The sequence below is a fragment of the Ruegeria sp. AN11 genome, from assembly GCF_056536005.1.
The window spans coordinates 1,763,868-1,785,171 of record NZ_JBQFJD010000001.1 but is presented as its reverse complement, the minus strand read 5'-3'; the positions used below and the strand labels follow the sequence as shown (position 1 = coordinate 1,785,171).

Genomic DNA, 21,304 nt, shown 5'->3' with positions numbered 1-21,304 from the left:
AGCGCAAAACGGGTCAGGCAAACATCACCATTGCTTCGCGACGAGAAACCATGGGCTTTGCTGCTCTGACAGTTCTTAACTCGCAGAACAAATCCGGAAACAGGAGTTTGATTTCATCGGTTTCAGTGCGCCCAAGCTGGTCACCAAGAAACAGGCTTTCCGATGGAACTCCATTTGCGAAGACCACCTCGTGTGTTTCCAGCAACAGATGGTAGTAGGTGAACGTTGTACGGGAGTAATCCAATGTGACACCCGGAAATCCAATAAGCGCCTTGGCGGGCATCAGGACCTCTCGCTCACCAAAAAGCAGTTCCGCTTTGTAGCCCGATACCAGCAATCTGTGTTGCTGGGAAATCACCAGGGGCCGGTCGTTCCCAAGGACGCCTGTGTCTATTCTCAACGGTTGCAATGACGGATTGCGAAGCAGCATCGAGGGCATGACCTGTCGGCCGCCGATCCAAAGAATTGGCATGTGTCCGCCTGATGCCGTTGTAACCAAGTCTCCCGCTTGCAGGTGTTCAACCAGGACTTCGCCTTGTGGTGTCTGGATCAACGTGCCGCCAACAAAGCAGGGAGGATTGCTGGGATCGAGGTCCCCTTCCGTAATTTTCCAGTTGCCCGTCTGCATCGGGCCGGTGGGATTCGTGGTGTTATAGGCATAGACCTGTCCGCCAACTCTGATGAATTCGCCGGACTCACCGGTGCCGCGATAGTTGCCCTGACCGAGATACGTGTAGGCTTGGAATGTTTGCCCACCGTCGAAAGAAATTGTCGAGCCGCTGATTATCGCAGGCATCGTGGTGTTTTGAACAATCAGATCACCTTGGCCTGTCTCATTGACAGTATGCGCCAATATATCAAACACCGCCGACTTCCCCCGTTCACGCCGTTCAATGCTATATTAGGGCATTATATTCACTTATAGTGATTTTTTGAAAAGTATTGTTTGTGCAATTTGGGTTCGACACGGCCGTCCATCAGCTCTTTGATCGTTTTCTGTGCGGACCAAGCCGTGATCTGCCACGATGCGGCAGGGGGCGGACGAAAACGGCCACTGCGAAGGCAGGATAAGCATCGGCTTCTCGTGGCATCCCACGTTTGCGACTTTGTGTGACGGTATTTTGTGATTACGGTGCCAAGGCAGACGCACTTCTTCAGATTGGCAAGCAATGAAAGTTAACGCGCTATTGGTATCGGCACTTCTGGTCAGCAGCGGCATTGCCATCTGGGGCATTGTCGATCCACAGGGCCTGGGATCCGTTTCTTCCACAGTTGTTTCGATTCAATTCGAAAGCCGGGGCTGGTTCATTATGCTGGAAGCCAGTGCACTTTTGTTGCTGTCGATCTATCTCGCGCTGTCCAGGTTCGGTTCGATACGAATTGGTCCCGAAGGATCAGAGCCCGAGTTTTCCACTGTCGCCTGGATAGCAATGCTGTTTGCGGCGGGTATGGGCGTTGGACTGCTGTTCTTTGGCGCGTCAGAGCCTCTCACGCACTTTTCGGTTATTCGCAACTTCAGCGCCGACCCGGAAGCGGCCAGCCTGGCCATATTTGTCACCTATTTGAACTGGGGCTTTCATGCCTGGGCGATCTATGGCGTCGTCGGGCTGATTATTGCGTATTTTGCATTTCGGAGAGAGCGCTCCTTGCTGTTGAGCGCACCGTTGCTGGACGTTTACGGGGACAAAGCCTGGACCCGAGCGTTGGCGTGGGTTTTCGATTTCTTGTCGGTTGTTGCCATCGCCGTCGGGCTGGCAGGCTCATTGGCGATGGGGGTGTTCCAGATTCAAACGGGATTGGCAGGGGTCCTGGGAATACCAAACTCGTATTCGCTGACCGCGATTATCTTTGTCGTCATGTGCATTGCATTTCTTATCCCACTTCGGCGCGATCTGGGTGAGGGGATGTCCAGGCTGTCCAATCTGGCCATGAGTATCGCAATTGCCCTGCTGGTTTATTTGCTGCTTGTTGGTCCCACGTCCTTCGCGATGAATTCCATCGTTTCCGGTTTTGGCCGGTACGTTTTCCACGTCATACCCGCCGGGTTTTCGACAACCGAGTTTTTCGACGAAACCGTTTCCACATGGTTTCAGGACTGGACGCTGAACTACATGATCTGGTGGCTTGCATGGTCCCCGTTCGTCGGGATTTTCATTGCAAGAATTTCGCGCGGCCGCACGATCCGCGAGTTTCTGACCGGCGTCATCATCGCGCCGACTTTGTTCTCGATCTTCTGGTTTGGCGTTTTCGGCGGGATTGGTATCTTTGACGTTCTGGATGGAAGCGGCCATCTTCTGGAGGTGAACGCCGAAAGCCTCGATGCGACGACATTTGCTTTGTTGCAAGAGTTTCCTCTGCAATACGTGACACAGATCGCAACAATCGCGGCCGCGTTCCTGTTTGTGGTCACCAGTGTTGTCAGCGCCGGATTCACGCTAGCAATGATTGGAACGGGCGGAGATGAAAACCCTTCCCCTGGTGTGCGTACCATCTGGGGCGTGGTACTGGGCGGCCTGGGGCTGGCGATGATTTTTGTGAACGACGTGGCGCTCGTTCGATCCATTATCGCACTGTCAGCCATCGCGTTTGTCTTTATTGTGCCTGTCCTTGTTATTTGCCTTCTCAAGTCGCTGATGAAGGAGGTCACGAAATGACGGGATCAATCGTCGATACGGTGCTGAATGTAACAGTTTTCGCCTATATCGGTTTTTTGATTTGGCTTGCCCTGTACCGCGTTTAGCGCGGTGCGGAGGTAAGAAAACAGTGTCGGTTAAGCGGATTGGGGTGCGTTCGACATAGGCCGAGTTTCGGTATCCGCTGAATTGCTATCTGGGTGTTTTGCGGGCATTACCGACATTCAGAGTTTTGGGCAGACCACATATGTGACCATGCGCTGGCCTGTTATTGGCCGCGACGTCTGTTCCCGTCAGGCCGCGTTGTTCTGACTGGTCTGGCGTTGCTTTTCCGGCCAGAATTCGTCGACCACGACGTAGGCTATGATCACAAAGAACGCAGCGCTGGCGACTTGCAGAACACGCGTGATGCTTTTGACGTCGGCCTCGTCGGAAAACGGTGCAATCGACCCGCCATACACAATCAATGCTGTTGTTATTGCAGACCCGGCAGCGGCAGCCAGTGGAACCTGAGATTTGCCGAGCGCCCCAAGCGTCAGACAAAAGAACAGACAGAGCAGTATAGGCGTCAGAATGACCGGGGCGATCACGTTGATTTCATAGCAGATGATCGACACCGCCGCTCCAAGCAGGTTTGCTGTCAGCATAGCCTTGGCAACGGTCTTCCCCGCTGCGGGCATCGCAGCCAGTTGCTGACTGAGAAGCGCCACAAAGAACAACACCAACAACGCCGACGCGCCGGACACGAAAAACGCCAAAGCAAACGGAACCGTGACAAGCGACATCCTGACGATCCGACGATGCGGGTCAAATTCAGGCGATGACGCTGCTTTTTTTTCAGCAGGCGTTGGGGGTTCAGCGGGGATCAGAACAAACATCAGTGTGGATACGAACCCCGCAAACAGAAGGTTCAGTGGGATCCAGAACACCAGCACCAAGGCCAAATCCTGCGATTGCAGCACAAGGTTCGGGATCATCAATGCCCCCATTAGGGCAATGACCCCGGGCAATACTCCTGCGCCTGACACCGACCATATGAACGACAGGATTATTCCGATCGCAACCAGAATCAGAAATACGACGGGATATGGTGCGAATACCGATGACAGCAGAAACGAAAGAAACATCAACCCGATCGAGAAGACAAACAGCTTTGCAAACGCCGTCAAAGGCAACGCGGCCGGTGCCTGAAGAAACAAGGCCGTGAACACGGCACCAACAACCGCAAGGGGCCAACCCAGGAACAGGCCCAACGAGAAGACCCCTGTTACCCCCAATGCAAGCCGGATGACCGAGTTTCTGTCCTCAGTACGCATAAGACAGGATCGAAACCAAACGAATGTAGGTGCGGCCAACCACGTTCAGTAGCGAGTTTTCGCTGAGATACATGATCACGTCCGCCTGCCCGTTGAGTTGAAAACGCAGGTCGTCCTCGGCGCTTCCAGCCTCATACCCGGGCAACACGATCCGAACCGGGAACCGTTCCGGCTCGCGCAGAAAACCCTTGGTGCTTGGCGGGCTTGCCAATTGGCCGGGCTCATCTCCACCGCTCAGGGAAACAGCTGCGCTGAAGCTTTCGATTACACCCGGGACAATCTTGCCGGGGTGCATGTCCAGCACCACGTCGACGGGCGAGCCTACAGATGCTCTGCCAAGGTTGTTTTCGGTAAAATAGGCTTCGATCCAGACGTCGGTCGCATCCAGAAAGGTCAGCAGGTCCTGCCCGGAGCGCGCATATGTTCCGGGCGCGATCAGTAAGTTGGAAATCACACCTGTTGCCGGCGCGCGCAACTCGGTCCATTCAAGATTAAGCTCTGCATCCGCCAGTGCTGCCAGTGCGCGCTGAATTTTGGGGTTTTCCACTCCCTCGCTGCCTAGCCTCTGCTTGGCTTTCTCCAGATCCGCTTTGGCGTTCTCGAAATTCGCCTCTGACTCTGCCAGTTGCCCTCGCGCGTCATCCGCCTTTGAAACCGCGATCAGTCCTTTCTTTTCAAGTGCAAAAACCCGCTCTGTCTGTATGCGCATCGTGTCGAGGTCACTTTGCGCCCTAGCCAGTTTGGCCTGCGCCGCACTTACCTCGGCCGAGGAAGCGCCCACTTCCTGTGTTGCAGCTTCCAGATCCGCTTCTGCCTTTGCGCGATCGATTTCATATGGTCTGGCGTCAATCCGAACCAGCACGTCACCAGCTGAGACGACCTGACCGTTTTCGACCAGAACTTCGGTCACCGTGCCAGTGACCTGCGGCACGATCTGCGTTGCCACGGCCTTGACTCTGGCATTTCCCGTAAACGGAGTTTTCCGGTCGGCAACCAGATACCACACAAGAAAAACAAGAATGACGGCAAGTGTCGTCCATATTGTTTTTCTCATTTTGCTGCTCCTTCAGCAGCGTCTTCCGTTTCGGGTGAGGCGTCGATCCAGACCTTGAACAGCTCGTAGAAGACAGCGAACAGAACCGGTCCCATGAAAATGCCGATCAAGCCGTAGGCCATCATGCCACCGAGAACCCCAATCAGGATCACCAGCATTGGTGTCTCAAGACCTTTTGAGATGAATACCGGACGCAGGAAGCTGTCCATGATGGCGACAGGGATGGCCAATATGGTGAACACCAAAGCCGCACCACCGGACATCGAGCTCCATGCGTAAATAACCACGGGCAATAGCACCAGACCGGGCCCGATCTGAATGATGGACAGGATCAGGCAGATAAACGCCAGCGTCGCCGCGGAACCAATGCCAAACAGAACCAACAGCAACCACACGACGACAGCTTGAATTGCCGCCACTCCGATGACGCCCTTTGTGACATTTCGGATTGTTGCACCCGCCAAAGTCACGAACTCACCCCCGCGTGGCGCAAACACGCGGTTGGCAAATCGCTGCAGACCCTGAACCAGGTTCGGGCCGGGGCTGAACAGGGCTCCCATGATCAAAACCGAAAGGGCCAGTCCCAAAAGCCCGATCCCGATACCCAGAACCTTACCAAAGAGGGATTTGGTCACTTCCAGGATTTGTGTGCCATATTTCGCCAGCGCGCCGTCCAGGTTCCTTTCGAACATCCCCCAGACTTCGGCGATCTTGTTCCCGACCAGGGGCAGCTCCTTGAGACCTTCCGGCGCCGGTGGGACTTTCAATTCACCGCTGTCCGCCTGTTCCGCAAACTCGCCTCCAAGCTCTGCTGCGCCCGATACTGCAGTTGCGACGGGCCCCAATGTCAGAACTAGACCCAGCAAAACCAGAATGGTTGCGGCCAGCGACTTGCGTCCGCCCAACTTGGACTGAAGCCAATCAAAAACCGGATAAAGCGCGACGCAGAGTATCGTAGCCCAGATCACCACGCTTGCCAGCGGCGCGATCATGACCAATGCGCTGTAAAGGAATAACCCAAGAAAAAGCAAGCGAATTGCCAGATCCACAATTCTTGCGTCTTGTGTCTTTTCCATACCGTCCCTCCATTATTCGTTTTCCAAACCTTACACTCAAAAAACGTGATATGTACATTTTTTCAAACATCGTCGCTTGGTATGGGTTTGATGAAGCGTCGAAAAAACGAACTGCGGCTTCAGCACTGCAGTTGTTTTTGAGCGCAGCGTCAGGGCTACGGTCGTTTTACTCGTCTGCTTTTTTGTCATCCTGAGACAGGATCGTGTCCGCAATCGTGGTTGCCGCAGTCACAAAGACACCCAGTCCGACAATGATATAGACCATGGTAAAAATCTTACCTAACGCGGTCTCGGGTGAGAAATCACCGAACCCCACAGTCGAAATCGTCACTACGGAAAAATAGATGGAATCCAGCCAACTCCAGCCTTCTACATAGTGATAAAAAACAGACGCCCAAAGGATCATGCCTATGGTGAAGGCCAAAAGACTCTTCACCCTGCCGTCTTTCAAGGCGACGCCTATCCCGCGTGTTATTCTGGTTAGTGAGTTCATTACGCCCCCGCCCGTAAAATAAATTCATACATAACAGTATTGGAATGAAATACAAAATTTTGATGAGACCGATCCTGCGACGGCTCAAAACTTGCGTTCAGGTTCTTCGCGAACACGCCGCGCAGGAAACCTTCGCATTGGGATCGGATCGGTGTTCGTCGGGTTTTGGCCGACCTGTCCGGTGGCGGAGCCAGCGCTGCTGTTGCTCGCTCCAGAAGTTTCTGCCGCGCGTCTCTATTGCCGACACGCAGTCAGGTCGCTTGCTTCAAACTTCAAGTCGGACGCAAACCGAGAAGCGTTCGTCTTGTTACCGCTCCGGTTGGGGGTTGGCACAAAAGAAGCTCGAGCGAGGGAAGATTCCCAACCGAAGGAATCCGACAGTGCGATCCGAAGCCTAAGGTGGGTAGCCGTAAACGGCTAAGGTTAGCTGAATCATCCGGCGCGTCGAACTTCGATCACTAGCGTCCATTGTCGCGGGTTCGGTCGACTAAACCCCGAAACATCATCTGGTTTCAATGCTGTATGGCGGGGACGAAGTCAGTATAACTAATTCTGTAGTCCTATGTTAAGTATATAATAAATTTAGCTAAATTTAATAGTTACCACGATAGATACCACACAACGATCGATTTCAAGCGAGGCACAGCGCAAGGTGTCATATGACAGAATGTTGGTAAAACAAAATTAGCAGACACTCACACAGATTGCAGCAAACGACTGCTTTGAGCCCAATTTACTTGTCTTTTGCGTCGCGGCGAATGTCGGCTTTGACGAAGGGAAGAACCCCGCGTAGTTGGAAGAGGAAAGCCAAGAACACACTTTCTCAGAGATCTACTGGCGACTGCCGGTTTATGTCATGAAGGTGAGCTAGAGTTTCGCAAAGGCACAACTTCGTGGAATTTGCCGCTTGCGGTGAATTCGGGAGGTCTTTTGCTTGCTCGAACTGTGACGTCATCTAGACCGTTGTCGCGAAATACTTTCTTCACCGACCCGATGACGTCCTCTAGAACAAGCCCCGCCGCCGCACCCGTTGCCAGTTGCACGCGCAGCTCGAAATCGAATTCGCCAGTCTGGATCAACTGGATGCGCTGGGCTTGGTCGTGCTCAAAATCGAAAATCAGTGGCGACAGGGTCACCTCGCCTACGCGAACCAACGTCGCTTGGCGTCCCTCGACCTGCAAACTACGAAACGGCGATCCACAGGGGCAAGCATGCTGGTCAAACCGAATACAGTCACCCAAATCATAGCGGATGAAGGGCTGAACGTCGTTAGCGAGCACGGTCAGCAGAGCGGTCGCAGACAACGTTCCGTCGGGAACGGGTTGCATTGCTTCGTCGACCGCTTCGAGGATAACCCAATCTTCATTCACGTGTTTCCTCCCGTGGCTACACTCGAACGAAAGCGCCAAGCACTCGGTGCACCCATAGGGATCGGCAATGCCGTATTTCAGCGACGGAAAGGCTCGCCCGACTCGTTCGCGGAGATCGTCGGTGAGTGTCTCGCCTCCTGTGGTAATGAACGCCGGTTCGATCCGCAGCCGCCTGGCCTCTTTTTCCTGGACTAGAATGGCCAGCATGCTGGGGTACGTCACGATCCAAGCGATGTTCCCAATCGCATTCAGTCTTTTGACAAGCTGACCAATTGGCTGTTCAGCCTCGACAAAGGTGACACCAAAGCCCTTGGCAAGCCGGGGGTTCAAACGTTGCACTAGTTTGTTGAAACCGTTTCCGGCAAAATGGCCGTTCCCGCCTGTAATCGTCACCCTGTCGCCAAGTTTTCGGACGTCTCGCACAAGCTTCCGATGATATCGTTCGAAGCGTGCCAGCATGATGCCATAGGCATATTCCACGAACGATTCAGACAAGACGATGACGGCAGGTTCGCCCGAAGTCCCGGAGGTCTGAAAAACGGCGACATCGTCGATAGGCACACCAACCTTGCGCAGGTCCCGCAGATGTTCGCGGGCCTTGTCGAGTGGAAGAGAGCGGATTGTCAGCCAGTCGTCGAACTCTGCCATGAGTTCGGGCTTAAGGGTCACCGGTAAGTCGTAAAGTTCGATCTCGGCAGTTGGTGGCAGCGCTGCGTATAGTCGGCGAAACAGAGGTGAGTCACCACGCGCCTTATCCACGAGGCGCCGCAGGTTGCGGAGTTGCTTGGCTTCTATTCGCGTACGTCCGCCCCAACCTGTCCAGAGTCCACCAATCAAATACCCTAATGCTTTATGAAGACTAAGATGCATGTTCTCCGGCATTTCTCGTTTTGTATCCCGCGTCGGAAAAGTCGCTAATTCTTAACTATAGCAAAGAGCTGCGCTGCATTGACCAATGTCAAATCTGACAGTCGCGCAGGATCATAGTCACCTGAGATACCGCGAAAGCGGACATGAGGTCACCAACACCAAACGGCAGCTCCGTCCGCGTTGCTGTCATTGGTTCCCGCTGCAGCGAAAGACTGCTCTGAGTCCCAATGCGTACTATCAATCCCAGTCGCCAACGGGCGATGCATAGCACAGCTCAAAGATAAAGTTGGGTTAAGGCCCGGCATTTTGCGTTCGACATAAATAGAAAGCATGGACCAAAGGACAAGTTGCCGTATTTGCCAATGTGTTGACCCGCCGCCCCCGCTATTACAGTGTGTCGTCATGAAACACCTGCCTGGTTATACCTTTCGTACGGAAGCTCTATCCAAGGTGTACGGGGAAGGGGAAGCCGCCGTCCACGCTCTGCGGGGCGTCGACCTTGAAATCCCGAAAGGTGAGATGGTCGTACTGCTCGGTGCATCAGGCAGCGGGAAGTCCACTTTACTAAATATACTCGGAGGCCTCGATCGCGCATCGGGCGGGCAAGCGTGGTTTGGAGGTACAGAGCTGACAAGCCTTTCGGATCGCGACTTGACGCTATACCGGCGCCATCATGTCGGGTTCGTGTTTCAGTTCTACAATCTCATGCCCAGCCTTACAGCCGAAGAGAATGTGGAATTGGTCACCGAAATTGCACAGAACCCGATGCGACCCGCGGACGCACTGGACCTTGTCGGGCTGGACGCAAGGAAAGATCACTTTCCAGCGCAGCTTTCAGGGGGTGAGCAGCAACGCGTAGCCATCGCGCGTGCCATTGCGAAAACACCCACTGTTTTGTTCTGCGACGAGCCGACCGGAGCGCTCGACAGCCAGACAGGTCGGGCCGTGCTTCGGGTGCTGAAAGACGTCAATGAACGACTGAACACCACTGTTCTCATTGTAACACATGCGGCTGCAACAGCAGATATGGCTGACCGGGTAATAAAGTTTGCAGACGGCATGATCCAAGATGTTCAGGCCAATTCCGAAAAGCTCACACCTGACGAGATCAACTGGTGAGTCCGCTTGACAAGAAAATAGTTCGGACTTTGCGCCGCTTGAAAGGGCAAGCCGTCGCGATAGCCAGTGTTATCGCATTGGGTGTAATGACCCTCGTGATGATGACCGGTTTGGTTGGTACGCTTTCCGAGACACGCAGTACGTATTACGAACGCTACCGCCTTGCGGATGTCTTTGCTCCAGCCGCGCGCGCGCCGCAAACGGTGCTTCAGCATTTGGCCAATCTGCCCGGCGTTACGGCGGTTGAAGGGCGGGTGACTGGCGGGGCTCTGATTACGCTGGAAGAGGCTGGCAGACCCGTGCGCGCCACGGCACTTTCAATACCGCGGGATGCTCGTCCGCTCATCAACAACTACATGCTTACAAGCGGTCGCGCGCCCCGTGTCGGGCGCAATGACGAAGTCTTGCTATTGCAGAGCTTTGCCGACGCCGTTGGTCTGGCACCTGGTGATAGTCTGTCTGCGACGATGAACGGCGCTCGAAGAACCTTTGTTGTTGTCGGATTGGCGCAAAGCCCGGAGTTCATCTACATCGCTGCTCCGGGAGAAATTGTGCCGGACGACACACGCTTTGCCGTTTTGTGGATGTTGGAGGATGCCATGGCAGCAGCCTTCGACATGAAGGGGGCTTTCAACGAAGCGCTGCTCTTGCTCTCAAGAAATGCCAATACGCAGGAGGTGATCGCCGGGGCAAACCGCCTACTCGACAAATATGGAGGTTTGGGCGCTTACGGTTTGGAAGATCAAGCGTCCAACAGGTTCGTGACAGAAGAAATCGCTGGTCTTCGCGCAACAGTAGGGGTGGTGCCGCCGATCTTTCTGGCTATCGCGGCGTTCCTGCTCAATATCGTGATTGCCCGAATGATCCAATCCGAACGAGAACAAATAGGAATACTAAAAGCCTTCGGGTACACCAGCCTTGAAATAGGTGTTCACTATTTCAAGCTTGTTTTGGTGATCGCATTGTGCGGTGCCGTTTTCGGCGGGGCGCTTGGGATTCTGTTGGGGCGCCTCTTGTCGGGTGTTTACCAGACGTACTACAAGTTTCCGTTCCTCGTTTTCCAGATCAGTGCAGGTGCCTTTGCTCTTGGAGTCTCAGTCAGTGTCTTGGCGGCATCCGCAGGCGCAATTCTCGTTCTGAGATCGGTATTCAGTCTGACACCCGCGATCGCTATGCGACCTCCCGCGCCGGTAGATTATAGCAGGACTGGGGCCTTCGGTCCGCGCATAAAAAGGCTTTTGGACCAGCCAACCCGAATGGTGATGCGTCGCATTGTGAGGCAACCCGGCCGTATCCTCGGCGCGATTGTCGGGATTGCCTGCGGGATGGCACTGACTGTTGGTATGGTTAGCATTCTGGCCGGCTTCGACAAGACCATTGATATGACGTTTTCCGTCATTGACCGCAGTGATGCCATGGTCAGTTTTACACATCCGCTGTCCGATACGGTTCAGTATGAGCTTGCATCGCTCGACGGCGTTCATACCGTTGAGCCCGTTCGTGTGGTGCCTGTGTTGTTTCGGCATGGACTGCGCCAGTATCGTGGTGCGGTAAACGGGCTGCAACAAGACGCGCGTCTGAACCGCGCTTTGAAGTCAGACTTGGAACCGGTAGAACTTCACACGAATGGCATTGTGCTTTCGACTGCTTTGGCAAAAGTTTTGAGTGCGGAAATCGGAAATACCATTGAAATTGACGTGCTGGAGGGGCGGCGTCCGAAATTGACTGTACAAGTTACAGGTGTGGCGGAAACTTTGCTTGGATCTCCTGCGTATATGTCCCTCGACGGGCTTAACCGCATACTCAAAGAACCGGGGCGTGTCTCGGCAGTCTACCTGTCGGCGGAATCCGATCGGCTTGAGGCCTTGCAGCTTTACTTTGCAGAACTGCCGCGGGTGGCCGGGATCTCGGTCAAGCGTGATGCGGAGCAAGCGATGCAAAAGATCATGAACGAAGGCGCAGGGTCCACCCGTTATTTGATGGCGCTCATCGCGGCTGTGATCACCTTTGGGATCATCTATAACACCGCGCGCATTTCATTTTCTGAAAGCATGCGTGATCTGGCAAGCCTGCGCGTCATCGGGTTCACGAAGGGCGAAGCATCTTATGTGCTTTTGGGGGAGTTGGCGGTTGTCGTACTCGTTGCTTTGCCTCTCGGAGCACTCATGGGCTACTTTTTGTCGTTTGCGATATCGGCAGGTTTTAGCACCGACATTTATCAGGTCCCAAGCGTGTTTAATCCCAGCGGGTATGGCACTGCGGTGCTGGTGGTTCTGGCTGCTTCAATAGTTTCTGGCTGGATTGTAAAGCGAGATGTGGACCGGGTTGACCTGGTCGAAGCGTTGAAAATTAAGGAGTAGTCCTGATGGCGCAAAAAAAATCACGGTGGGTGCTTTCGATTGTCACCATTGTGATAATTGCGATCGTGTTGCTTGTAGCGTTCTGGCCTCGAGCGGTGGCGGTGGATCTGGCTCAGGTTGAAGTTGGGGACCTAATCGTCACGGTTGATGAAGAGGGGCGCACGCGTGTGCACGATTCATATGTTGTGGCGACACCAGTTGCCGGACGACTGCTCCGCGTTGGTGTGGAGCCGGGTGATCCGGTTGTTGCGGATCAAACGGTCATCGCACGCATGTTGCCCACCAATCCCTCCATGCTTGATGTACGGACGCGCGAACAGGCCCGCGCGGCGGTCACTGCTGCAGAAGCTGCTCTCCGCGTGGCCCGCGCCGATCTAAACAAAGCGGTCGCAGATCTGGCGCTGGCGGAAGAAGATCTGGAACGCGCGGAGTCGCTGATGAAGAACGGCCGCATCAGTGAGGCGGCGTTGGCCCGCGCCGAGCGCGAAGGCCGAGTCGCCCAGGCCGTAGTCGACAGTGCCGAGGCTGCTATTTCGGTTCGAACCGCAGAACTGGCGAATGCGCGTGCTCAGCTGATCGGATTTGATGACCGTGGCATTGCATCGGCACTTACATCACACTCGGACGAAGTGATCCCGCTGCTGGCGCCTGCAACTGGGCGGGTTCTGCAAGTGATACAGCAAAACGAAATTACGCTGCCTGCGGGGGCTCCCATCCTGGAAATCGGCGACATCGACGGAGACCTTGAGGTTGTTGCCGAACTTTTGTCTTCTGACGCTGTTCAGGTGTCCGTGGGCGATCGTGTTATTATTGACGAATGGGGCGGGGGGAAGCCGATTAACGGAGCGGTAGAGCGCATCGATCCGCTTGGATTTACAAAGTTCTCGGCCTTGGGGGTCGAGGAACAGCGCGTAAACGTTGTGATTTCAATGGAAACACCCGATGTATCCACCGGCCGATTGGGCCACGGGTACCGGGTAGAAGTACGGATCGTCATTCAGGAAGATCCGGAAGCGTTGATTATTCCTGCTAGTGCAATGTTCCGGGCGCAGCAAGGCTTGTTTGTGTTTCTGGTCGAGGATGGAAAAATCTTCGAACAACCAATCGAAGTCGCCGCGACCAATGGCGTGCACGCCAGCGTCGCCAGTGGTTTGAACGCGGATGATTTAATTGTTCTCTACCCATCTTCAGGATTGGTTGACGGAACGCGGATCACAAAACGGTAGACATGTCACTAACCCAACCCACTCAGCTTATGTAAAGACGATGATCATGTCACCAAATTGAGGTTCACAGGTCTTTGAACATTATTGGGAATCTACTGCCTTGGCATGAAGAAAGTTTGAGTTGGGCGTTTCTTGTGGTAAGCAGTGAATGGCTCAGATTGTCTCCTGTCCACAAGGGGTCTGGAGGTGTTGAGCGCTCTATGAATGACGCGCAAATCCAAAGATTGGGAGTTTGTTGTCGAACGGTTGGTTTGTCCGCATAGCGGTCGTTCGCCTTGCACGCCGCTTCTCAGGAATGTGGAATAATCTCTCAACTTCTATCGACGGCGTGTGCCGAGCTCGCAAGACAGATTAAGGAACGTCGACACTGGTTCACCGGTTCCGGCATCCAAGCTGGTACCCGATATCGCAATGCGCTTTCAGCCGTTTGGTGTCTGTAGCAGTCCAGTCCGCAGGGGCCGTGACCTCGACCCAGGGCGAGATGTAATCCTGCGCAAAATAGGCGTGTCCATGTCCTGGTGGCGTACCAAAAGATAACGCCATATCGAGGGCCAACTGAAACTGCGTGACTACCGGGATGAAGACGAGTTGCTTTGAAACATCTTCGGCTGGAGGTTCGTTCATCCAGGGCGGTGCCCGCCAAAGGGAACTCGGATCGTAGAAAACGATCGGATCGCTGGAATACTGCAGGAATACGATCCGCATCTCCCCCCAGTCAGCGATGGCTTGAGAGGCATCCGAGAAGTGAGACGCAAATCGGACGAACGATCCGTTCCCAATGATGGGGAGCACCCATGGACTGCCAGGATCGCGCGCGTTTTGCGCTTGCTGCCAGAACCGTGACGGAAACGGCGGGCCGGCCCAGAAGGCTCCATCGATCGGGTCGTCGGCAAGGCGGAAGAGGTTGGTGGCGTACATCGACGACCAGGCACCAAGGCTCAGACCATGCACGTAAAATCTTGGGCGGCGATCCTTTGGCAGCGTCCGCCAATAGGAGTGCACCACGTCGAGAAGCGCGGTCGCCTGATCGAGTCCGGTCCGGGTTTCTAGAACCAGTGCCAGAGGCGATTGTAGGTAGGAATACTGGGCGCTAACCGTCGCGATATCGCCATTGTGCATGTATTCCACCGGATCGTGAGAACCCGGGTCCATCCAACCGGTTCCTGTGGGGCTAGTAACGATCAGAACTTCCCGATCAAAAGCCCTCAGCCGTTTTAGCTCGGCAAGTGCCAGTTCGGCCCGCTCTTGCGGTGACTCGCCGTTCGCCCGGCCGACATAAACCCGAATAGGGTCCAGCGCGGGTTTGCCTGTGAAGGCGGAAATCGCTTCGGCGTCCGGGCCATCCAGGACGAAATCTCGACCAGGTTGACCCATCGCCGCCCAGTCAATCAGAGACGCTTCGGAACCAGCCTGATCCGGTCTTTCGGGCAGGTCAGGCGCGATATCAAACAGCATCTGAGCGGCCTCGAAGCTTTCATCCAGGCCTGTGACCAACCAGTCGAAAATGCCGTCGCGGGTGACGACGAAGAGCAGTAGGGCGACCGTCACAACGCCCAGAACGTTGGCCCGGCGCGGCGGCATGAAGCGATAGAAGCGGTCCCTGACCCATCGGAACAGGGCCGCCACGAACGCGCCGATCAGAAAAAAAAGCGCAAAGGTTCCGGTCCCTGCCAAGAGGATCTGCGCCAGGTGCTTTGCATCTGCAAGCTCCATCCCCATTTTTGCGCGTAGCTCATTCTGCCATTCAAAGCTGAAAGTCAGCGTCCATATTGAAAATCCGGCAACAAGAGCTGCAAAGACAATGTTGCCAACAAGCGCTAGACGTCCGCGCATGCGAGGCAGATCGGCGGCCTGCCAAATCAATTCGAGCACACGTCCCAGTAGGTAGCCAAGCGCCACCAAGATCCCGCCTAATAATCCCTGAACCATTGGCTCGCGTGGAATGAGGGAGGGGGTCAGCGAGGCTGCAAAGAACAGAAGACCTAAAAGCAGGCACGGGAGGGATACTCCGGCAATCAGTGGTCTTATCCACCACACAATCGTTCCTCCACGATCCAGGACAACTCAGCCAGCTTAGTGAAACGCAGCGCGATGGGCCATGTTTATTGTGTGAGTTCCGGGGTATCGCAAGCACCGAAGCTTTTGCGGTCCCTCTCCCTGAGGACGCACATAATATGTGGAACGGACATGTCCGCTTTGGCTCGGAGCGGTCGTTCGCTATGCAGCCAATCAATGACCGCGTTGCGGACAAAGCGGAAATTCGAAGACATGGTAAGAATGACGTATTATCATCGGGTCTGAATGTGCGGCATTCGTAAAATAACGCGTTTTGATTTCAGCAAGTTTTGGGAGGTTTATTATGCTCAGGCACCTAAATTCCGCTTTGTTCTCTTCCATATTTTTAATTTCGGGCGCAGCCGACGCACAGTTTGTACCCTCTGAAGAGTCCCTTCAAAACCTTTACCCCGGCAAAGCCTATTCACCCTATGCTCAGCGCAGCTTTCCATCGCGCGTATTTTGGGGCGACACTCATATTCACACCGGTCTTTCAATGGATGCCGGTCTTTTCGGGAACACGACCGATCTGGACACAATGCTTCGGTTTGCGCGAGGCGAAGAGGTCGTCTCTGCCACGGGGCAGCGTGTTAAATTGGCGCGACCGTTAGACTGGATCGTGACAACGGAACACTCGGATGGAATGGGCATGATCACCGATTTGGCCAAAGGATCTCCCAACATTATGGAATCAGAACAGGGCTCCCGCTGGGCAAAAGGTCTGCAAGACGGCGGTGAGGCGTCTGCTGCAGCAGCTCTGGACCTGATCACTACGTTCTCTCAAGGGAACATGGATCCAGACTTGATCGCAGATTATTCTCCTGGATCGCCTATCTATGCCTCGGTCTGGGAAGACATGATCGCAACCGTGGAATCGTTCAACGATCCGGGAGACTTCACGGCTTTCCACGGCTTTGAGTGGACGTCGCTGATCCGGGGCAACAACATGCACCGCAATATCATTTTTCGTGACAATGCAGATCGGGTCAAACAGGTCCAACCTATGACAACGCAAGCCCCCATTGGTTCTACAGACCCGATGGACTTGTACAAATGGTTGGAGGCTTATGAGGCCGATACCGGCGGACAGGCTTTTGCACTCGCGCACAATGGAAACCTGTCAAACGGCATCATGTTCCCATCTGAAACACGTTACAATGGCGAACCTGTGGACGAAGCCTATGCAATGGCGCGGATGAGATGGGAACCGCTATACGAAATCACCCAGATCAAGGGAGACGGCGAAGCGCACCCCGCACTTAGTCCGGATGACGAGTTTGCGAATTACGAGACTTGGGATGCGGGGAATCTCGATCTAACTGAAGCCAAAACGCCAGATATGCTGTCAGGCGAATATGCGCGCGAGGCGCTAAAGCAGGGGTTCGCTATCGAGGCGCGCACGGGTGTAAACCCATACAAATTTGGCTTGTCCGGCGCGACGGACAGCCATACATCTCTGGCAACCGCTGACAGCGACAATTACTTTGGTAAAGCAACAAATGCCGAACCTTCATTGACACGTGCGTCGCATCCGTTCACCGAAACAGAAAATGGAATTTTCCCCGGTTGGTCATTGGTGGCGTCAGGGTACACAGGTGTCTGGGCCGAAGAGAACACGCGCGCTAGTCTATGGGATGCCATGGTGCGCCGCGAGGTCTATGCCACAACAGGTCCGCGCATGGCTGTGCGGTTCTTTGGGGGATGGGAGTTCGACGAGGATGACATGAGGTCTCGCGCTCCAGCCTTTGTTGGATACGAAAAGGGTGTTCCGATGGGTGGTGATTTGCGAGTGGCAACGTCCGATGCGCCAACTTTCATGGTCTATGCACTACGCGATCCCATCGGGGCCAATCTTGATCGCATCCAGATCGTCAAAGGCTGGATGGACAGCGACGGGAACTTGTCGGAAAAAGTCTATGATGTGGCGTGGTCGGGTGACCGTGAACTGGATGCTGACGGGAAACTGCCAGCAGTGGGCAATACGGTCGACCTGGAAGCGGCAAACTATGTCAACACCATCGGCGCTTCAGAGCTGGGAACGGTCTGGGTGGACCCAGATTTTGATGCCGTCGAACACGCGTTTTACTACGCGCGGGTCATTGAAATCCCGACGCCACGCTGGGTCGTTTACGACAAAGTGCGTCTAGGCGCTGACATTCCTGAAGAAGCGACATTGATCGGACAAGAGCGCGCGTATACGTCACCGATCTGGTATTCACCGAATAATTAAGATAATGCCCATTTTCCTTGCTTTTTGACTGACCGCTTTGGGCTGCGAGCGTTCAATCATGCTCATCGCAGAAAATGGCAGCGCTGAGCCGAAAGCCTAAAGATTCCTACTTTTGCCGAGCTCGTACCTCGGCGGCCCGACGAACTGCGAGTACCGCTGTTGCGTAATCTCCCAAAGAAATCCCTCTGAAAGCGAATGCAGCCGGTTTCTCGCTTAAAGTGGTATCGACTGCTCCCGAGACAATTTCCGTCAAGTCCCCTGTTACTCGCTGATATGGCAGCATTGGTTTGTCGCTTTCAGATTCCTGTTTTCGGTCGTCAACAATAACAGTTTTGAAAGCGGTCATACCCCCTGGAAGCCACGGAATGCAGGCATCTGTAATGGCGGCGAAGGCAGTCGGCTTTAGCCATCGGGCATCCAGAAAAGGTTCGATGGAATAGTCCAAAGTTATTGATGTCACTACCAGATCGGCATCACGCAAGGCGTCCTTGGCACTGGTGGCTGTTTGGGCGTCGAGGTCCATGTCCCGAGCCCGACGACAAAGCTTGTCGACATTCGCTTTGCCACGTCCGAACACACGAATGCTTTTCAAGGGGAAAACCTCGGAAAACGCAACCAAATGGGAGTGAGCTTGCACGCCGGCCCCAACAAAAGCCACTGTCTCAGCATTTGGATCAGCAAGTCGACGCGCGGCGACGACTGACAGTGCCGCTGTTCTAACAGCCGTTACCCAATTTGCCCCTAAGACTGCCCGGAGAACCCCGGTTTGCCCGTCCATTACCATGATAGCGCCGTTAATCGCAGGGAGCCCCTTTGCCGGATTGTTCGGACACACCGTTACCTGTTTGGTCACGATGAACCCATCATCTCCTACTGCCAAGGTCGACATTGCGTACCGTCCATCCCCGGGCAAAATGGCTATCTTGGGGGACGTATGAAGCTGCTTACTTGCCTTGGCTATCAGCGCAGATTCAATCGCGTCGGCAACTTCCGAAGGTTGGATACCTAAACCTTCCAAGTCTTTGTCAGAAAGATAAGTTATTTTGCTTTCAGAAGTCATGTTGGCGCCGCACCGCTTTACAACCCGGCTTCCCGATTAGGCTATTAAGTTGCGTGTTAACATAAGCTTTGGGTGTCTAGATTGGGACTTCACTCGAGTACATTATTCGTTGCATTGGGATTTCTGTTTTCATGCTTACGGTCTCAAGTTGTCTCAAGCCAGTTGAGTTTGAAAATTGTATGCTCTCCTTCGAGACCTTTAAGCGGAACAGTCATTTGCTCGGCAAATTGAAACTCCTGTGATCCGCCCACCATGATCCGTGTGGCATCCGAGACGCGAATGTCACTTGGTGCTGCCAGGGCGGCTATACGTGCTGCTTTGTTGACAACAGTCCCGAAGTGATCAGCATCAGAAGTTATCACTTCGCCGGTATGCAAGCCGATGCGAACCCGCAACTTTGGCTCGTTTGTTTCCGCCGCGTTCGCCTGTTGAATATTTTGAGCTGCCAGCAATGCTGCCCTTGCGGAAGCAAAAGACGACATCACCCCGTCTCCCAGTGATTTCACCGTACGTCCACCACTCCCGACGATCTGCGTTTCGACAAGTCGCAGATGTCTTCCGAGGGCGTCGCTCCAAAGCGTATCACCTATAGCCTCAGCGATTTTTGTGCTGTCCGCGATATCGGTGAACATGATGGTCGCTATACCACTTTGGCCGAGTTCATGGGGTGTAGAGAGGGCGGCATCAAGCAGTTCCTCAAAGCCTCTGGCCTCATACCCAAATCCCTCTACGTTGTTGACCGGTAGGGAATTGTGAACGTGCACAATCTTCCAGGATCCTTTGTCGAGTTTCAGAATGACCGTAGAACGTAGGTGCGCGATCTGTCCTGTTTCAATACCCTCAATGCTTGCTTCCCATTCGACCCAACCGAGTGATCCGCATTCAAATCCTCTCAGGTCTTTTGGGTGCCACTTGAACCGTGGAACCTCACCGATGTATTGCTCCATACCGCGACGCAGCGCATCGCCTTTCCAAGCCTCGCCGTGTGCTGAGCCAAAGTATGACAGGGCAGCGTCATCAGAAAAAAGATGTGCCACCGTCTCTCCATCGCCCCGACCGTAGGCGTTGATCCATCGTGCCACTATAGCGGCGAGTTCCGAAGAGGGGCTGATCGTATCTCTCATGCCAAAACCGTCGCGTCGACGGCCAGAAAACTACTTCGAAAAACATGACCTTCGCACGTCCAGTTCCTTTTGAAGCGTGTCATGGCATAACCTTTTCCCGAGATCTCCATTTCTGAGGTCCTGTCAGTGTAGGCCAAGCCGGAGCGGCTATAAAGACATAGTCAGCTTTGTCCGCAGAGCGGACGTCGGTTGCGATTTCGTGAATGACAGCATCGAGCCCATACCTTCCGTCGATCACACTTCAGTCTTTCGCATGTGCAGTATTACGCGAACCGCATATACCAGAAATTCAGGACTGGATTGTAAAAGGCGGATGAGTGGACCTTGCAGAAATTCTGCTATGCCTGCATTCCATTGTGCAAGACATGGGATACCATAAATCTTTAGGAAAACGGTCGACGGAGTTGCTGAGCATTGGATGCCTTTGAACATGTCATTAGCGAGATTCTCTGGGCAGAGGGTTACTGGACGCGACCATCTTTTAAGGTCGAGCTGACCAAACAAGATAAGGTTGAAATCGGGCGGCCAACTAGTCCGCGCTGGGAGCTTGACGTCATAGCTTACAATGGCCGGGACAACGAACTCTTGATGGTCGAGTGCAAGTCCTATCTGGACAGCAGCGGCGTTAAAGTCTCGGCATTCGATGGCCAAAATGAGAGGGATGCAAAGCGGTATAAGTTATTCAATGAACCAAAAACACTATCCGTAGTTAGCAATAGACTGATCAAGCAACTCGGAAAGCTCGGATTGATACAGGAAAATCCCAAAATCAAATTGGTCTTGGCAGCTGGTAATGTAGCGGGTCCATCCCGCGATTCTCTCCGAACGCACTTTGATGAAATGGGTTGGCTACTATGGGACCAAGCATGGCTGAAAGATCGTCTATTGCGAATTGCTAAAGGCGGTTACGACAATAGCATTGCCGCTGTAACAGCCAAGATGCTGACTAGATAAAACATTGTATGTCGCGTCGAAGAAAATTTCCTGCGATCTGCCAGATTTATCCTCAGGCTCCAAGCTGCTCAGGAGTAATCGGTGCGGTCTCGGAGCAGCCATTCTCTGCAGTGGGTTCAGACAGGTGGTAAGAGCCCAAAGCCGCAATTCAAATAATTAAGTTGGTGACCGCTATAAATTCGGGCTCCAGACCGATTTTAGCCAACGTCTCGTCTCGGAATTTCTCGACGATGAGATACGCGTTCTTTGGGAGACCATGCAACTTGGCCAGATCGTGAGCGTCTTGGAATTTCAAAGTCACTAACTTCTGGCTGTGATTGAAAGTCGGAAAAAAACCAGCACCGATCTAGTTCAGATTTTTCTA

At 53.9% G+C, this 21,304-nt stretch carries 15 protein-coding genes; 6 read left to right on the top strand and 9 right to left on the bottom strand.

Features of this window, described 5'->3' with window-relative positions; all coding sequences use genetic code 11:
- Nucleotides 1-13: 13 nt before the first annotated feature.
- Nucleotides 14-865: a Hint domain-containing protein gene (locus tag ACR3EQ_RS08820; protein WP_170612218.1), complete on the bottom strand. Its 852-nt coding sequence runs from the start codon at nucleotides 863-865 to the stop codon at nucleotides 14-16.
- Nucleotides 866-1,169: 304 nt separating this feature from the next.
- Here ACR3EQ_RS08820 and ACR3EQ_RS08815 point away from each other — a divergent pair, with 304 nt between their 5' ends.
- Nucleotides 1,170-2,654, top strand: coding sequence for a BCCT family transporter (locus ACR3EQ_RS08815; RefSeq protein WP_170612216.1), 1,485 nt, complete (start codon nucleotides 1,170-1,172; stop codon nucleotides 2,652-2,654).
- Nucleotides 2,655-2,926: 272 nt separating this feature from the next.
- Here ACR3EQ_RS08815 and ACR3EQ_RS08810 read toward each other — a convergent pair whose 3' ends face one another.
- From ACR3EQ_RS08810 to ACR3EQ_RS08790, 5 genes are all read right to left on the bottom strand, one after another.
- Nucleotides 2,927-3,949: a DUF2955 domain-containing protein gene (locus ACR3EQ_RS08810; RefSeq protein ID WP_170612214.1), complete on the bottom strand. Its 1,023-nt coding sequence runs from the start codon at nucleotides 3,947-3,949 to the stop codon at nucleotides 2,927-2,929.
- The gene (locus ACR3EQ_RS08805) at nucleotides 3,939-5,003 is read right to left on the bottom strand and encodes an HlyD family secretion protein (RefSeq protein WP_170612212.1); all 1,065 of its coding nucleotides are present in this window, start codon (nucleotides 5,001-5,003) and stop codon (nucleotides 3,939-3,941) included. Before ACR3EQ_RS08805 ends, ACR3EQ_RS08810 begins: the two co-directional genes overlap by 11 nt.
- A complete protein-coding gene (locus ACR3EQ_RS08800; RefSeq protein WP_170612210.1) occupies nucleotides 5,000-6,079 on the bottom strand; it encodes an AI-2E family transporter in 1,080 nt (359 codons plus the stop codon). Before ACR3EQ_RS08800 ends, ACR3EQ_RS08805 begins: the two co-directional genes overlap by 4 nt.
- A 166-nt stretch (nucleotides 6,080-6,245) precedes the next feature.
- Nucleotides 6,246-6,515 (bottom strand): potassium channel family protein, encoded by a 270-nt coding sequence (locus ACR3EQ_RS08795; protein WP_321250731.1) that lies wholly within the window; start codon nucleotides 6,513-6,515, stop codon nucleotides 6,246-6,248.
- 911 nt (nucleotides 6,516-7,426) lie between these two features.
- Complete coding sequence (locus tag ACR3EQ_RS08790; RefSeq protein WP_480490391.1) at nucleotides 7,427-8,824, bottom strand: phenylacetate--CoA ligase family protein; 1,398 nt, start codon at nucleotides 8,822-8,824, stop codon at nucleotides 7,427-7,429.
- A gap of 390 nt (nucleotides 8,825-9,214) precedes the next feature.
- On the opposite strand from ACR3EQ_RS08790, the gene ACR3EQ_RS08785 reads away from it, so the two are divergent.
- From ACR3EQ_RS08785 to ACR3EQ_RS08775, 3 genes are read left to right on the top strand one after another with little or no spacing between them, the layout of a single operon-like run.
- The gene (locus ACR3EQ_RS08785) at nucleotides 9,215-9,931 is read left to right on the top strand and encodes an ABC transporter ATP-binding protein (RefSeq protein WP_170613819.1); all 717 of its coding nucleotides are present in this window, start codon (nucleotides 9,215-9,217) and stop codon (nucleotides 9,929-9,931) included.
- Nucleotides 9,928-12,291, top strand: coding sequence for an FtsX-like permease family protein (locus tag ACR3EQ_RS08780; protein WP_170613817.1), 2,364 nt, complete (start codon nucleotides 9,928-9,930; stop codon nucleotides 12,289-12,291). The genes ACR3EQ_RS08785 and ACR3EQ_RS08780 overlap by 4 nt, the downstream gene beginning before the upstream one ends.
- Before the next feature lie 5 nt (nucleotides 12,292-12,296).
- On the top strand, nucleotides 12,297-13,517 hold the full coding sequence (locus ACR3EQ_RS08775) for a permuted SH3 domain-containing protein (RefSeq protein WP_170613815.1): 1,221 nt from the start codon (nucleotides 12,297-12,299) through the stop codon (nucleotides 13,515-13,517).
- A 372-nt stretch (nucleotides 13,518-13,889) separates the two neighbouring features.
- Here the strand turns inward: ACR3EQ_RS08775 and ACR3EQ_RS08770 are convergent, their stop codons facing one another.
- Complete coding sequence (locus ACR3EQ_RS08770) at nucleotides 13,890-15,416, bottom strand: alpha/beta hydrolase (protein WP_480490389.1); 1,527 nt, start codon at nucleotides 15,414-15,416, stop codon at nucleotides 13,890-13,892.
- Nucleotides 15,417-15,876: 460 nt separating this feature from the next.
- Here ACR3EQ_RS08770 and ACR3EQ_RS08765 point away from each other — a divergent pair, with 460 nt between their 5' ends.
- Entirely contained in the window at nucleotides 15,877-17,802 is a 1,926-nt protein-coding gene (locus ACR3EQ_RS08765) for a DUF3604 domain-containing protein (RefSeq protein ID WP_170612355.1), read from the top strand.
- A 106-nt stretch (nucleotides 17,803-17,908) separates the two neighbouring features.
- Here the strand turns inward: ACR3EQ_RS08765 and ACR3EQ_RS08760 are convergent, their stop codons facing one another.
- The gene (locus ACR3EQ_RS08760; protein WP_170619945.1) at nucleotides 17,909-18,862 is read right to left on the bottom strand and encodes an ornithine cyclodeaminase family protein; all 954 of its coding nucleotides are present in this window, start codon (nucleotides 18,860-18,862) and stop codon (nucleotides 17,909-17,911) included.
- Nucleotides 18,863-19,005: 143 nt separating this feature from the next.
- The gene (locus ACR3EQ_RS08755) at nucleotides 19,006-19,986 is read right to left on the bottom strand and encodes a nuclear transport factor 2 family protein (RefSeq protein ID WP_170473712.1); all 981 of its coding nucleotides are present in this window, start codon (nucleotides 19,984-19,986) and stop codon (nucleotides 19,006-19,008) included.
- A gap of 414 nt (nucleotides 19,987-20,400) precedes the next feature.
- On the opposite strand from ACR3EQ_RS08755, the gene ACR3EQ_RS08750 reads away from it, so the two are divergent.
- Complete coding sequence (locus tag ACR3EQ_RS08750; RefSeq protein WP_480490388.1) at nucleotides 20,401-20,940, top strand: hypothetical protein; 540 nt, start codon at nucleotides 20,401-20,403, stop codon at nucleotides 20,938-20,940.
- The last annotated feature ends 364 nt before the right edge of the window (nucleotides 20,941-21,304 follow it).